At 41.4% G+C, this 13,957-nt stretch carries 12 protein-coding genes and 1 pseudogene; 9 read left to right on the plus strand and 4 right to left on the minus strand.

Going from position 1 to position 13,957, the window contains the following annotated elements; all coding sequences use genetic code 11:
* Window positions 1-73 precede the first annotated feature (73 nt).
* Window positions 74-370, minus strand: a complete 297-nt coding sequence (locus HEQ19_23140; GenBank protein ID WYM01967.1) for an RNA-binding protein — start codon at window positions 368-370, stop codon at window positions 74-76.
* A 516-nt stretch (window positions 371-886) separates the two neighbouring features.
* Between HEQ19_23140 and HEQ19_23145 the strand changes: the two genes are divergently transcribed.
* From HEQ19_23145 to HEQ19_23165, 5 genes are all read left to right on the plus strand, one after another.
* Window positions 887-2,089, plus strand: a complete 1,203-nt coding sequence (locus tag HEQ19_23145; GenBank protein WYM01968.1) for a class I SAM-dependent methyltransferase — start codon at window positions 887-889, stop codon at window positions 2,087-2,089.
* Window positions 2,090-2,625: 536 nt separating this feature from the next.
* On the plus strand, window positions 2,626-3,504 hold the full coding sequence (locus HEQ19_23150; protein WYM01969.1) for an NAD(P)-dependent oxidoreductase: 879 nt from the start codon (window positions 2,626-2,628) through the stop codon (window positions 3,502-3,504).
* Window positions 3,505-3,671: 167 nt separating this feature from the next.
* Window positions 3,672-3,896, plus strand: a complete 225-nt coding sequence (locus HEQ19_23155; protein ID WYM01970.2) for a hypothetical protein — start codon at window positions 3,672-3,674, stop codon at window positions 3,894-3,896.
* Between the two features lie 18 nt (window positions 3,897-3,914).
* A complete protein-coding gene (locus tag HEQ19_23160) occupies window positions 3,915-4,124 on the plus strand; it encodes a hypothetical protein (GenBank protein WYM01971.1) in 210 nt (69 codons plus the stop codon).
* 3 nt (window positions 4,125-4,127) lie between these two features.
* The gene (locus HEQ19_23165) at window positions 4,128-5,369 is read left to right on the plus strand and encodes a hypothetical protein (protein WYM01972.1); all 1,242 of its coding nucleotides are present in this window, start codon (window positions 4,128-4,130) and stop codon (window positions 5,367-5,369) included.
* 205 nt (window positions 5,370-5,574) lie between these two features.
* On the opposite strand, the gene HEQ19_23170 is transcribed toward HEQ19_23165, so the two are convergent.
* Window positions 5,575-5,841: a transposase family protein gene (locus HEQ19_23170; protein ID WZI66993.1), complete on the minus strand. Its 267-nt coding sequence runs from the start codon at window positions 5,839-5,841 to the stop codon at window positions 5,575-5,577.
* Window positions 5,842-6,128: 287 nt separating this feature from the next.
* Here HEQ19_23170 and HEQ19_31285 point away from each other — a divergent pair, with 287 nt between their 5' ends.
* The 4 genes and pseudogenes from HEQ19_31285 (at window position 6,129) to cysK (ending at window position 11,396) form a co-directional block, all read left to right on the plus strand.
* Window positions 6,129-8,540 carry an LAGLIDADG family homing endonuclease gene (locus tag HEQ19_31285; GenBank protein WZI66994.1) on the plus strand — a complete coding sequence of 804 codons (2,412 nt, stop codon included), beginning with the start codon at window positions 6,129-6,131 and terminating at the stop codon, window positions 8,538-8,540.
* Between the two features lie 356 nt (window positions 8,541-8,896).
* Window positions 8,897-9,967, plus strand: a pseudogene (gene nrdJ, locus HEQ19_23185) (ribonucleoside-triphosphate reductase, adenosylcobalamin-dependent).
* A 206-nt stretch (window positions 9,968-10,173) separates the two neighbouring features.
* On the plus strand, window positions 10,174-10,401 hold the full coding sequence (locus HEQ19_23190; protein ID WYM01973.1) for a hypothetical protein: 228 nt from the start codon (window positions 10,174-10,176) through the stop codon (window positions 10,399-10,401).
* A gap of 35 nt (window positions 10,402-10,436) precedes the next feature.
* On the plus strand, window positions 10,437-11,396 hold the full coding sequence (gene cysK, locus HEQ19_23195; protein ID WYM01974.1) for a cysteine synthase A: 960 nt from the start codon (window positions 10,437-10,439) through the stop codon (window positions 11,394-11,396).
* 317 nt (window positions 11,397-11,713) lie between these two features.
* On the opposite strand, the gene HEQ19_23200 is transcribed toward cysK, so the two are convergent.
* Both HEQ19_23200 and HEQ19_23205 read right to left on the minus strand, forming a co-directional pair.
* Window positions 11,714-13,021, minus strand: coding sequence for an EF-hand domain-containing protein (locus HEQ19_23200; GenBank protein WYM01975.1), 1,308 nt, complete (start codon window positions 13,019-13,021; stop codon window positions 11,714-11,716).
* A gap of 211 nt (window positions 13,022-13,232) precedes the next feature.
* Window positions 13,233-13,700 (minus strand): ArsC/Spx/MgsR family protein, encoded by a 468-nt coding sequence (locus HEQ19_23205; protein ID WYM01976.1) that lies wholly within the window; start codon window positions 13,698-13,700, stop codon window positions 13,233-13,235.
* Window positions 13,701-13,957: the final 257 nt, after the last annotated feature.

Here is a 13,957-nt window from a genome sequence, read left to right on the forward strand (position 1 = left end):
CAAATTTTCGGTAAATTTCACAGACAAGTGTCTTGCTTAACTACAAAACAAGTGGTAGAATGTTATTTCATGCTTATTCAATTTCTTCTTTATTCGTCCAGCTACCTCGTTGGTCTCGTCGGTTATCTTCTCGCGGTTTGGCTTTGTTGACTCTGAGTTTACGACCCATCCATTCGGCTCCATCTAGTTCTGTGATAGCGGCGTCTTCCTGGGCATCTTCAGTCATATCTACAAAAGCAAAGCCACGCACCCGCCCTGTTTCGCGGTCAGTAGGCAAGACAACTCGTTTGACCTCGCCATAATCTGTAAATACTGTTCTTAGGTCCGCTTCGGTAGCGCGGTAGGAGAGATTTCCAACGTAAATAGTCATGTGGGATCACGTAAATTTAAACAAACAACGATTTGTTCAGATGTAAATACAGATATGACAAATTGCAATTATTGCATAGTATCCTCTGATTTACCTATGGCAAATTCTGTAGGGCAGCCACCATAGCGGTAGCAATATCTACAAATAAATGAGCCATTTGGCTGAACTTACGCATACGTTCATATAATACCTGATTATGATATTTTCCAAAGTATGATATTTTACAATCGCTCATAATATGTAATCAATTGAGCTTATATGTTATCTAATTACGGTAAATACTTGCTATGTATTATACTAGTTGTATATTGTATTTACTTAATATCTAACATAGATAATTTCCTGATTTGGCAGGTTAAAACCGGAATCATTCTAGATTACAGTATTTTTTGTATAAAAAAACTCATAAAACCAGTATTCGGTTAAAGATAAAAATTTCCCAGCTTAAGCCTGTTAATTTAGCACTCAGCAGTTAGATTTTTTTTCAACCCCTCACTCCTCACCCCTCACTTGCTTATGGATTCCAATCCAGCGCTGTGTCAAGCGATCGCTAGTCGTATTCAAACCAGTCCCCAACAGCGAATCACCTTTGCTGAATATATGGAGATGGTGCTATATCACCATCAACACGGCTACTATTCTAGCAATGTAGTCAAACTTGGGTTTGAGGGTGGCGATTTTTTCACCTCTGTCCATCTTGGTGCTGACTTTGGTGAGTTGCTAGCAGTGCAATTTATCCAGATGTGGGAAATTTTAGGGCGACCAGTACCCTTTTCTCTGGTAGAAATGGGAGCAGGGCAAGGATTGTTAGCATCCCATATCCTCAATTATAGTCAGCAGCAGCATCCAACTTTTTTTGCTGCCCTAGAGTATATCATTGTGGAGAAGTCACCAGGGTTAAGGGAAGAACAGCAGCAACGCTTGCAAGCATTTTCTGTGCGTTGGTGCAATCTAGAGGAAATATCACCTAATTCAATTACTGGTTGCTTTTTTTCTAATGAATTGGTGGATGCTTTGCCTGTGCATCAGTTTATCCGAGAAGCGGGGCAACTGCAAGAAATTTATGTGACAACCAGGGACAGGGGGACAAAGCCAGAGATAGGGAATGATTCTCTTGTTATGTCGCCATTTGTGGAAGTTGTCGGGGAACCTTCAACCCCAAAACTGGCTGAGTATTTGGATTTGGTGGGAATTGAAATTACCCACAGTGTTTATGAAGATGGCTACCATAGTGAAATTAATTTAGCAGCTCTCGACTGGTTGAGTATAGTAGCAGAGCGCTTGCAGTGCGGGTATGTGTTAACTATTGATTATGGTTACATAGCCCTGCGTTACTACAACCCTAGGCGATCGCAAGGAACGTTAAAGTGCTATTATCACCATCGTCACCATAACGACCCCTATATCAACATCGGTCTGCAAGATATAACAGCCCATGTAGACTTTACAGCCTTGGAACGATGGGGCGATCGCCAGGGTTTAAATCAAGTTGGTTTTACCCAGCAAGCATTATTTTTGATGGCTTTGGGTTTAGGCGATCGCATTGCTTCCCTTTCCTATCAACAGCAATCCCTATCTCACATGCTACAGCGCCGGGAGTCACTACACCAGTTGATTGACCCTTCAGGCTTAGGCAACTTCGGCGTCCTGATTCAAAGCAAAGGATTGCCGGAAAAAGCCATATCTCAACAACTCAAAGGCTTGACTGTCCCTGAATAACAGTTATACGGAAAAATTAAAACTCTATTAAGGCAGCCTGAGTTTCTTTAGAATACCATAACACTGATGATAGTGACGACAAACATAGTAGGAAAATAATATTTATGAGTACCCATGACCTATTAACCCTAGTTACACTACTTACCCCTGGTATCTTACTTTCAGTAATAATTATGGCGACTTTTGCCGCAGGTGGCTAAGAGGTGGGGGCGCAAGGCGAGACAATACTGCTCGGTTAACGAATGTAGAGACGTTACATGTAACGTCTCTACAAGGGTTTCACGCTTTGCGATTTTCTTAACCTACGCAGTATTGCAAGGCGAGGTGGGGGCGCAAGGCCTTGCGCCCCTACAGATTGTTCGATGCAAAAAACCTGATTTGCTGGGCTATGTGAAAATGATTGTCGGTGGGGGCGCAAGGCCTTGCGCCCCTACAGATTGTTAATTGTTAACAGTTCACTGTTAACTGTTAATGGATAATGGAAATGCGATGTCTACGACAGACTACGCCTAAGCTGTAACAAAGGAACGTAAACAATGAAGGTGGCATTTCTGGGAACTGGTTTAATGGGTCTACCGATGGCTCAAAGGTTATTAGCTGCAAATATAGACTTAATTGCCTACAACCGCACCCCAGAAAAATTAGCACCACTACAGCAAGCTGGTGCAGAAATTGCGACACAGTCCCGCCATGCAATTCGTGCGGCTGATTGTATAATTCTCATGCTGACTAATACTGCTGCTATTTATAGTGTGCTGCTTTCTGATACTTCTTGGCATACTATCTCAGGACGTACTGTGATTCAAATGGGAACAATTACCCCCACAGAAAGCCAAGAAATTAGAGATGCAGTAGTTGCGGCTGGTGGTGAGTATTTAGAAGCTCCCGTATTGGGGAGTATTCCCGAAGCGCAAACTGGGAAATTAATTGTTATGGTAGGCGCTGAAGAAAGACAATATCAACGCTACTTAAATTTATTGCAAAATTTTGGACCAGAGCCTAAACTGATTGGTCCTGTAGGTTCGGCGGCTGCGGTAAAATTAGCACTTAATCAACTGATTGCTTCTTTAACAACAAGCTTTGCTTTGAGTTTGGCTTTTATTCAGCGTCAGGATATCGACACGGAAGTGTTTATGCAAATCCTGCGGGAAAGTTCACTTTATGCGCCTACTTTTGATAAAAAACTGCAACGCATGTTGGATGGGAATTTTGCTAATCCGAATTTTCCGACTAAACACTTGCTCAAAGACGTAGATTTATTTATCAATGAGGCTAAATCTAGTGATTTAGATATTAGCACTATTAAAGGTGTGCGGCAAATTGTGCAAGCTGCAATGAAAATGTCCTTTGCTAATGATGATTATTCCTCGGTTTTTTATGCGATTAAAGCCTGGGAAGAAGGTCGATGGGATTAAGAGGGAATTGGGATTCGTCGAGACAATCATCGTTGTGAAGGAATTCAACTCGACCAATTAGTGGTGGAATTCGCCTGATTTCTGTAGCGATTCGTGGTATTAGTAATTATCCTCACCTCCTCACGCTGCTAATTCCCCGCATCGGCAATAATACTCCAGAAGTGAAAGTGCAATCTCTGGAAAAGAATTATCTTTTGGATCAATTGTCCTTGACTTCCAATAAGTCTCGTTTTACATTTCCCTTAAAGCCGAATGTTTTAAAGCAAGCGGGAGTTCTACCAAATACATTACGCGCCTTAGCTGAGGTGAATTTCAATTCCCACTCGGTGTATTTACCTGTGACAATTGGACAGTCTTCTGGACAGTATGAATTTGTTTTTTATTCTTCCTAACGAGCAAAATTCCCTACTTTGGAAATTAGCCGCAATGGTAAATTCATCTACAGGAAGCTGCGCCCAAATTTCCAGACTGGGGAAGTAGTCTTCACCTGGAATGGACGCCAAGCCCATGCTGGACGCTATGAAATCAATGTAATTGCGGAACAAGAAGTAATTAACAGACCAACAGCAAAATTTGAGCGCCGTTTTAACTTTGAACACAACCCCAACTGGCTAAAATAAATTATGACAAGTAGTCACAAAACTGGGCGAATATTTCTCTTGTTCATCACTTCGATACTCCGAGGAATCAGGGATTTAATAATTGTGAGCGTGGGTTTTGTGATTGTCTCAGCAGTTTACATTTTCATGGGGTTACAATGGGTGCAAAAATATCTTGCTCGGAAAAAATTATTTGTTTTTGTGCTGCTGTTACTGCTGGGTTTTGGGTTTTTCAGCTTGATTGCGATTATTCCCAGCACCCATAATTTTGAAGGTAATCTCATTGTGGAAGAAATGAGCTTTATCTATAATGACCAGCAACCTCAACTGTTTCTTTCATCAATTCGTCAGATTAGTAACCTGGAAAGTGAAGGTATACAAACCATGACTTTTACAGGTAAATTCCAAAGCGAATCTCTTCCTCAGCTTAATGAGTTGAATAGGTTGACAATTGATGGAATTGACAGCAGAAGTCAATTAATTATCTCGCCTGTCAAAAAAACAAGCGAAATCGACTTAACTGAATTACGATTGCAACCAAATACAAAAGTATTGGGACTGAGTTACGACTTTTATCGCCAGCGGCTGGGGTTTTCTCTGCAGCCGGAAACAAGTAAAAATGTCAAAAATAAACCAAATATTTTACGACTTAATTTAGGTAATGAACCAGTCAAAGTGACTTTAGTAGGTTATAAGTTACCTGGTGTAAATTTACCAAATAATTCAGCGCAGCAAACACCCAGAGAATTTATTTTCACGCCTAATAATCAGGAAGTTAAGTTAGAGATAGGGCAAAATAGCAGTATTTATTTGACGACAGCAACCGTACCCTCAAATAATGATGACCAATGGTTTCGCGGTCAGATAAAAACTAAAGATGTTCAGTTTGAGCATTTAGATCGGAATGTCAATATCCGCGATGATTTGGCGATTTCGACGATTATTGAAGGCAAAATTCGCATGGTGGAACAGGAACGAGAAATTAAAACAAATCAGTTTATCATGGGAAAACAGCCTGATATCCCCCTGAATATAGAACTTATCCGCCAACTACAAATAGTTCCCAAAAAAGGGTTAGAAGTCCGCATTGCTGGGAGAACTGAAGAGATTAAAATTGGTTTAGATAAGAATTATCCCGTTTCCAGTATTCAAGGAAGCTGGTTAGATGGGATTTTACCCCGTGACGCGATTATTGCTTTGTTTTCATTCGGCGCGGCGACGATTATCTATCTATTATCTTTCTTGGTGGATAAAGCGGCGAAATGAATCGGGATTGGGGATGATGTTTTCTCATAATTTTGGTTCTTGCGTACTTAACGTGCTAAATTTTTAATTACAGTCGATAACTTTGCTTTACAATCAAGGCTTACAGGCGCTTCTAGCCAAAAACTTAATCATCTGACCTAAAACGCAGGAAATAATGGCTGTCATCTCAGCCAATCAAGTGTTTCAAGCTTATTTTTCAAAAAATTTAGCACGCTAAGTACGCAAGACCCCATTTTTTACACTTAAATCTTCGTCTATTTAAATTTAGTATTACTTCTTTATCCCCCATCGGTAAATCTTTGACTAAATGGCTTTGATTCTGGTGTAGATGTCTTGACTTTGTACCACAGTGTGGACATACTGCACTTTTTTCCTTTTTACTTACTGATAAAATTAATACCAAACCTTCTTGTATACTGGATTCCACCGTTACGCCTGGTAAGTCCTGGAGTTGAGTAAGGACTCTTTTCATAATTAACTTTACTGAAATATAAATAGATATGCTAATATTTTAGCACGTTAAGTACGCAAGAACCCGATTTTTTTTTGATTAAATATTATTTATTATTAATCCGTATAAATCCGAATGGGCAATGGGTAATATTGATACTCCAATCCCCCATGCCCCATCCCCCATGCCCAATTCCCCATGCCCCATGCCCCAATCCTAAAACATAAAGTGGCAAATTTATCAAGCTTTAATCCTCCACCCACTTGGCGTATAGTCATAATCTGTCAGTGAAGAACAAGACTCGTGTTATGGTTCAGAAGCTTGAAAGCAAACGTCAGGGTGCAGCTTTTCCAGAAACAGCCCCCGCAGCCAACCCAGTGTTTTTTAGGACTTATAGCCGCCGTACTGCAGCGGGATTAAGGGAAACATGGGATCAGGTGTGCGATCGCACTCTCATGGGCTTAGTCGAATTGGGAAAACTCAGCCGTCAGGAAGCTGCTATTTTAGATAATATGCAGCGGAATATGAAAACTTTGCCGAGTGGGCGCTGGTTGTGGGTTGGTGGTACTGACTGGATAACCAAGCCAAGGAATTTTTCCGGGGCTTATAATTGTACGTCTACCAACCTAGTAGACTGGAAAGCCTTCGGGTTAATGATGGATCTGGCGATGATGGGATCTGGTACTGGAGCCGTTTTAGAGCCAGATTATATTAATCAACTCCCCAAAGTCCGCAATCGTCTAAATGTCACCGTCAAAGGTGAAATTGGCAATACGCCTCAACAACTGCGTCGTGAGTATACAGAAACCTACACAGAGGGTAATAGGGTTACTATTCAGGTCGGCGATAGTCGCGAAGGTTGGGTAAAATCATATCAAACCCTGTTGGAACTCTCCACCGATGAACGCTTTACTGATGCAGTTGAAGTAACTGTTGATATTAGTGACGTGCGTCAAGCTGGTGAAACCCTCAAGGGTTTTGGTGGCGTGGCTAATCCTGTGAAATTACCGGGATTGTATCAGCGTTGTGCATCAATTCTCAATAAAGCTGTAGGTAGACAATTAAATTCTGTTGAATGCTGTGTGTTAATTGATGAGGCGGCTGTGACTATTGTCGCGGGAAATATTCGTCGATGTATCGCTTACGGAGCAAGGGTTTCAGCCATTGATGGGATGAAGCCTATTCAAGATATTCAGGTCGGGGATTTGGTTTTAACCTCCTCTGGTGAGTACCGTCCAGTAGTGAATAAATTCATCCAAGGTATGCAGGATGTTGTAGAAATTCGCACTCCTATTACCTCAATTCGTTGTACTGCTAACCACCGCGTTGCAGTTTATGATGGATTGCGTTCTTATACCTGGAAGTATGCTGGTGAATTACAACCAGGCGATCGCCTGATTTCAGTTCCCCATAACAAAGGTGCTGACTGTGCCGGTATTGACTACGCTTGGTTACTCGGTTTCTATATAGGAGATGGACACGCCAACAGACGATCCACAGGACAATCTGAAGTTGTTTTTACTCTCTCTAAATCTAGGCTTGAGGGTAAACTGGGTGAAAAATGTCTTCGTATACTGCAAAATTTGGGATATACTCCCACTATTGCTGATGGGAGCAAAGGTAACTATGGGTTTATCAAGGTTTATCGCCAAGAATTAGCTGAAGAACTTTTGAAATATAAACAGCCTTGGGGATGTCCTGTAATTCCAGAATTTGTTTGGCGAGGTAATCGAGAAATTCGTGCCGCTTTCTTGGCGGGTTTAAGTGATGCTGATGGAACTCCTTCCCGAAATGTTCTGCTCAACTCAAACAAGTTAGACTTTTTAAGGGAAATCCAAAAACTATCTCTTTCCTTGGGAATTTCTACAACTTTACAAGAACGTCAGCCAAGATCTATTAAAGGAAGAGATAAAGTTTATCATGGATGTCATGCCCTTCACATCAAAGGTTTGCAATCTCAAGCTGTGGCTGTCGGTTTGATTAATCAATTTGCCGTTCGAGATGGCTTTACTATCAAGTTAGCTAAAAAGAACGGGCTAACCTTACCTTATCCATTTGTCAAAGAGTTAGCTGCTACAGGATGGAAACCAGAAACGCTGTGTCGCGCTGATGTAATTTGGGTTGACCCGAAAAGTAGACCTGGTTACTTTAGAGATGCCAACTTTGATACACTCATAGCAGAAGATTTGGTCAATCCACACTGGTTGCCAATGGAAGTTCAATTTGTCGCTCCTGCAGGTGAAGCTGAAACTTTTGATATTGAAGTTGAAGGCGACCATGAATTTATTGCCAATGGCTTGCTAGTTCATAACAGTGCTGGTATGCGCCAAGGTGATAGTAATGATCACTTATTTGCCAATGCCAAAGATAATTTATGGCAGCAAGATGCAGAAGGAAACTGGCGAATTGATCCAGAACGTGATGCTCTACGCATGGCAAATCATACCAGAGTTTTTCACCGCAAGCCTACTCTGGAAGAATCTATTGATGCAGTTCGCAAACAGTATTATAGCGGCGAAGGGGCAATTCAATGGGCTGGTGAAGCTGTTGCTAGAGCAAACTCTGATTTGCTAGCAACAGAAGCATTAAAAGTTGATTTCTTGAAGGCTTATGAACAAGGAACAGCAAAACAGTGGTTGCAAGAACGTCATCCTCATCTTGATGCTGATGAACTAGAACATCGTTTGGGCCGCTACGGCTTAAATCCGTGTGGTATCTAATTATATTTGCCTCACGTAAAAAACCCCGCAAATACGGGGAAAGCTGAGAAGCTAATCCCGTGGTAATCAATGGAACTAAAAAGCTATTGACACCGTACAGCGTAGAGAGTGAAACTAGATTGCAATGGAAATTGTTTTCTAGAATATAAACTCTCCAAGAGTGTGGGGGTACATATGACTAGCAGCTTCTATTTGGATATCAGGACTATCTGCCAAATTGTTGTAAAAAAACCCTGTAGTCGAAAGGAATTTCTCTATCATTTGCAGTCATAAGTACAAAAGGTACGCGGAACTACAGGGAATATAGAACCTGTAGAACTAGAGGATAAAAAGCCTCTAGGGTAACAACATCCTTGGAAATTATTGGAGCTAACTTTCACTGTAACTTGTCTGAGGTTCACCTCAATCAAATTGACCCAAATAACTACAAAGAACAAGAGGAGGCTTTCACTGCAGGTGCTTTATCTGTAGCCGCACTTTTAAATCATCAATTCCTGGAACCACGTTATCAAAAAAGCCGCGAATTAGACCCGATTGTGGGTGTTTCTTTCACGGGTTTATTTGATTTCTTTGTCCATGCTTTTGGTGTTGATTGGTTGCGTTGGTGGAAAGAAGGTAGACCCGCAAATGCACAAGGATTAGCCTTTAAACGGGAGGAAGAGAAATATCTGAATTTCTGGAAAGAAATTGTACATCGGGTAGTATGGGATTATTGCGATCGCCATAATCTCAAACGTCCTAATCGCTGTACTACAGTCCAACCTAGTGGTACTAAAGCTTTGTTGACTGGTGCTAGTTCAGGATGGCACCCCCCCAAAGCCCAAAGATTTATTCGGCGGATTACTTTCGGTAAAAATGACCCGGTAGCTTTGGCTTGTATTGACTACGGTTATAATGTCATTCCTTCCCAATCTGACAAAGATGAAAATGGCAATTTGTTGCATGATCCCTTTGATTCTAGAGTGAGTGAATGGCTCGTACAAATCCCCGTCGCCGTACCTTGGGCTGATTTACCAGGCGCAGATCAAATTGATGTTTCTCAGTTCTCTGTTTTAGCTCAATTAGATTTTGTCATGCAGGTGCAGCGCCATTATGTCACCCACAATACATCTGCAACTTTGGAGTTGCGTTCCGAGGAAGTTGAACCTTTAGGACAACGCATTTACGAAGCCATCCAGAATGATGAGGGATATATTTCTGCAGCACTTTTAGCTCGGTTTGACGATTTGCAATCTTTCCCACGTTTGCCGTTTGAACCTATTGACAAATTTACCTATGAGCGCTTGACTCAAGAAGTAAAACTGCGGCGCAAAACCGATGATTTTTGTGCAGCCCTCAGTCGCTATGATTTAGGTGAAATGACAGAAGCCGGTCCAGTTGGCTGCGACTCTGATAAATGTATGTTTCCAGAGCAGCAACCCACATAATAAGTGATTCGGGGCGCAAGGCCTTGCGCCCCTACAAATCCCTACAAATTATTCAACGACGCCAAAAACCCTGATTTTCCGGTGCGATGAGGGTTTAAATCTTCGATTCGCCAGTAGCATCATTATCGGAGACAGATTTTCCAGGTGAGGATGTTACGATCAATTAAGAAATGATAATTTTTCCGGCAACTCCAGGAGACTCTAAAATGTTTATTGATGAATTGTCACCAATTTTTAAACAATTGACCCATTACCCAGTTTCGTTTTTCGGTGGGTTGGTTTCTGGTGTATTTCGGCTCAACCTTGCAGACGATCCGGTTAAAACCTGGCTCGATAAACAAAATAACTCCAGCGGTAGCTGTGGAAAAACTTGCGCCCCTAATGAGGCGGATAATGGTAAAGCTTCCGGTCCCCAGCAGATTTCAATTGAATAAAGCCGGACTAAATTTGGAATGCTAGGAGTTAATGAATGCAAATTGCTAAAGATGTAACAGAACTTATTGGACGCACTCCTTTAGTTCAACTCAACAAGATTCCCCAATCTGAGGGTGTAGTAGCCAGGATCGTGGTCAAGCTGGAAGGGATGAACCCCGCAGCTTCCGTCAAAGACCGCATTGGGATTAGCATGGTACTTGCTGCAGAAGCAGAGGGTTTAATTGAGCCTGGGAAGACCATTTTAGTCGAGCCAACCTCAGGTAATACCGGAATTGCCCTAGCGATGGTAGCAGCAGCTCGTGGCTATAGTTTGATTTTAACTATGCCAGAGACCATGAGCCAAGAACGACGGGCGATGCTCAAGGCTTATGGTGCTAAGTTAGAATTGACAGCAGGACATGAGGGGATGCGGGGAGCAATTCGCAAAGCTGAGGAAATTGTGGCTAATACTCCCAATGCATATATGCTGCAACAATTCCAGAACCCAGCTAATCCGAAAATTCATCGCGAAACTACCGCTGCAGAAATTTGGGCTGATACCGATGGAGAAGTCGATATTGTGATTGCTGGGGTGGGTACTGGTGGGACAATTACTGGTATAGCTGAAGTAATCAAAGAACGTAAACCGAGTTTTCAGGCGATCGCCGTTGAACCCAGCAACAGTCCCGTACTCTCTGGTGGTCAAGCCGGCTCCCATAAAATTCAAGGTATTGGTGCCGGATTTGTCCCTGATATTCTCCGCACCGATTTGATTGATGAAGTCATCCGCGTCAGCGATGAACAGGCGATGGCTTATGGGCGGCGTCTCGCCAAAGAAGAAGGATTATTGTCTGGAATATCCTCCGGCGCTGCTTTGTGCGCCGCAATTCAAGTAGCTAAACGTCCCGAAAACGCCGGTCGTTTAATCGTCATGATTCAGCCTTCCTTCGGCGAACGTTACCTCAGCACCCTCATGTTTCAAGATTTAACCTTGGAAACCGCTACTGCGCGTTAAGGAGAGTGGGGATTGGGGAGATGAGGGAGATGAGGGAACGAGAATTTACCTGAAAATTGCTGTAAATAGTTACAGCAATTTTCATCGATTTGAACCAAATTGTTTGTAGGGGTTTAGCAATGCTAAACCCCTACTGCGTGGTCTATTGACCTGAAAACTGCTGTAATATCATGTCCGCTTAATTACTTACTAAACCTGAAGAACCCCACCCCGCCAAAGCTGTGCTTTGTCTCCCCTCCCCGCTTGCGCTTAGGGGATTAAGGGGTGGGGTGCAATGAATATGGGAATCATAACTAATTACTCGGACATGATATAAATCAAGTCGCCAGAATTATATCTGAGTAAGCAAAAGACCAAATAGGACGCATTTTAAAGAATTCTTCCAAGGAAATTTTCAAATCTTTATTATCATCATATTTTTGCATGTATTCTTCAACTTCAATAGAAGGCAATCCCCATTCTAGCAATAGAGTTTTTAACTCAAATTCATCAATGTAACCACTCCTATCGATATCTATTTGCTCGAAAATCAATCTGCATTTTTCTTCATTGCTGATATTTTTGCCCTTGCTTAAACATTCAGATTTAATGTTTTCTCTTTTCAGTCGTTCTTTAACACCCTTAATCTGCCAGATTTTTTCATAAAATTTAGCAAAAGTAAATTCAGACAAATCGGTGTTTCGAGCAATAAAGGTATCGATAAAAGAATCTGGAACTTGCCACTCTTGCCAAAGAGTTTTCAATTCTACCTTATCTAAAGTTCCAGTTTTATTTTTATCCAATTGAGCAAAAACTGCTGCTGCTACTGTTTGCTCATCAACCTGATCTGAATTGATTGACAAATTATTACTTATCCATAATTCTTTCGCATCTTCATCAATTAATGTTTGTCTTTCACTTTCTCTTGTCCAGCTTATCCACTCTGCTGCTGTGGGATTCATAATTAACTTGTACAAAGCATTATAGCCAAGGACAAAAGCGATAAAAAACAAGTTACCAGCAGCACCTAATACAGAAGGTAATATCAACACACCAGCCGCCAGAATCGATGCGGAATAAAGATTATCTTTGAAGAGTCCAAAAACAGTAAACACAAAGTAGAATACTCGACACCAAACGTATGTACTTAGAACTAAAAATGTGTTAACTAACCAAAAATTTGAATTCGGTTCCAAAAGGAGATGAACAGCACTATAAAGATGTAAACTGACAAAGAAGAGATACCCTGGAACCATTGCACTCTTGGAGCCAAAAACAATCGGTGTTTGGTAAAAAGATGAGGTGACGTGACCGATTATGGCTGATAGTGCCATGATCATAGCCGGTATTTCTGGACTACTACTAAAAAATGCTATAACACCAAAAACAACCTCTATACTTCCAGAAATTACGTGAGTTCTGATTGATAATTTCCTCTTGGGTAGCATGAGGAATTTTGGATGTGGTGGGTTCGTGTAGTGGTAGTACAAAACATAAAAATTGCTGAGGATTGATGCGCCACATAAAATTAGTTTTTGATAATATTCTGTTTCCTCTCCTGTAAAGGTGGTACTAAAATAAAAACAAGCTAAGGCATAAATACTAGCAGGCAAAAGTAGCAAGAAATTTTTGAGATATTTCGGCATATTTACTATTCCTTGAGAAATTCTCGACTATCTAGTATTTTTATACACGTCATATACTCATTTGTCAAAGATTTGATTTTATTTTCAGTAGGGTTTTATTTGAAGGGTGATTTTCTCACCAAGCACAAAGATAGAAGCCTAGTTTCTTTAAGAAACCAGGCTTCTCCTAACCCTGATTATTCCTCCTCATCCCCCTCTCGCCATCATTCAACTAATGACTACACTTCCCATTCCCATGATGGTGGTGATGACCAGAACCGTGGGCGCAGCCTTGTAAATCTTGGCTCATCAGATTTTCGCTCATTTCCTTAAAGGATTCGTCTACAGGCTTCAAGCCAATCCAAGCATCAAGTTTTTCGACATCAAAACCTACCTCACGGCGATCGCCTACTTGGATCAAAGGACGGCGAATCAACAGCGGATCTTGTAGCATCAGCACCAAGGCGGTTTGCTCATCGATTTTTTCGGGAATTACCTCACCAGATTTTATCCGTGGAGAACTACGATTAAACCAATCAGCTACGGGGCGATCGCCAAAAAATGACCGTAACCGCTCCACTGTCCAAGGTTCTGCAAGCAGGCTATATGCTACCACTTCATGTCCAGCAGCTGTTAATAAAACTTTTTGCTTAGTACCACCTTTACAGCCCGGTTTTTCATAGAAAATTACTCTTGCCATTGTCTTTCTCCTAGTTATATCACGTCATTTATCATTGGTAATTTGTCATTTGTCATTTGTCCTTTGTCCTTTGTCCTTTGTCATTTGTCATTTGTCCTTTGTCCTTTGTCCTTTGTCATTTGTCATTTGTCATTTGTCATTTGTGAATAGGCGAAAATCACCAATCATTAATGACAAATTACCATGCCCTATGCCCCATGCCCCATTCCCAATTCCCAATCCCCTATTTCCCACCTTAAAGACTTATTTGAATTTGT

The sequence above is a fragment of the Gloeotrichia echinulata CP02 genome, from assembly GCA_038087035.1.
Classification (GTDB): Bacteria; Cyanobacteriota; Cyanobacteriia; order Cyanobacteriales; family Nostocaceae; genus Gloeotrichia; species Gloeotrichia echinulata.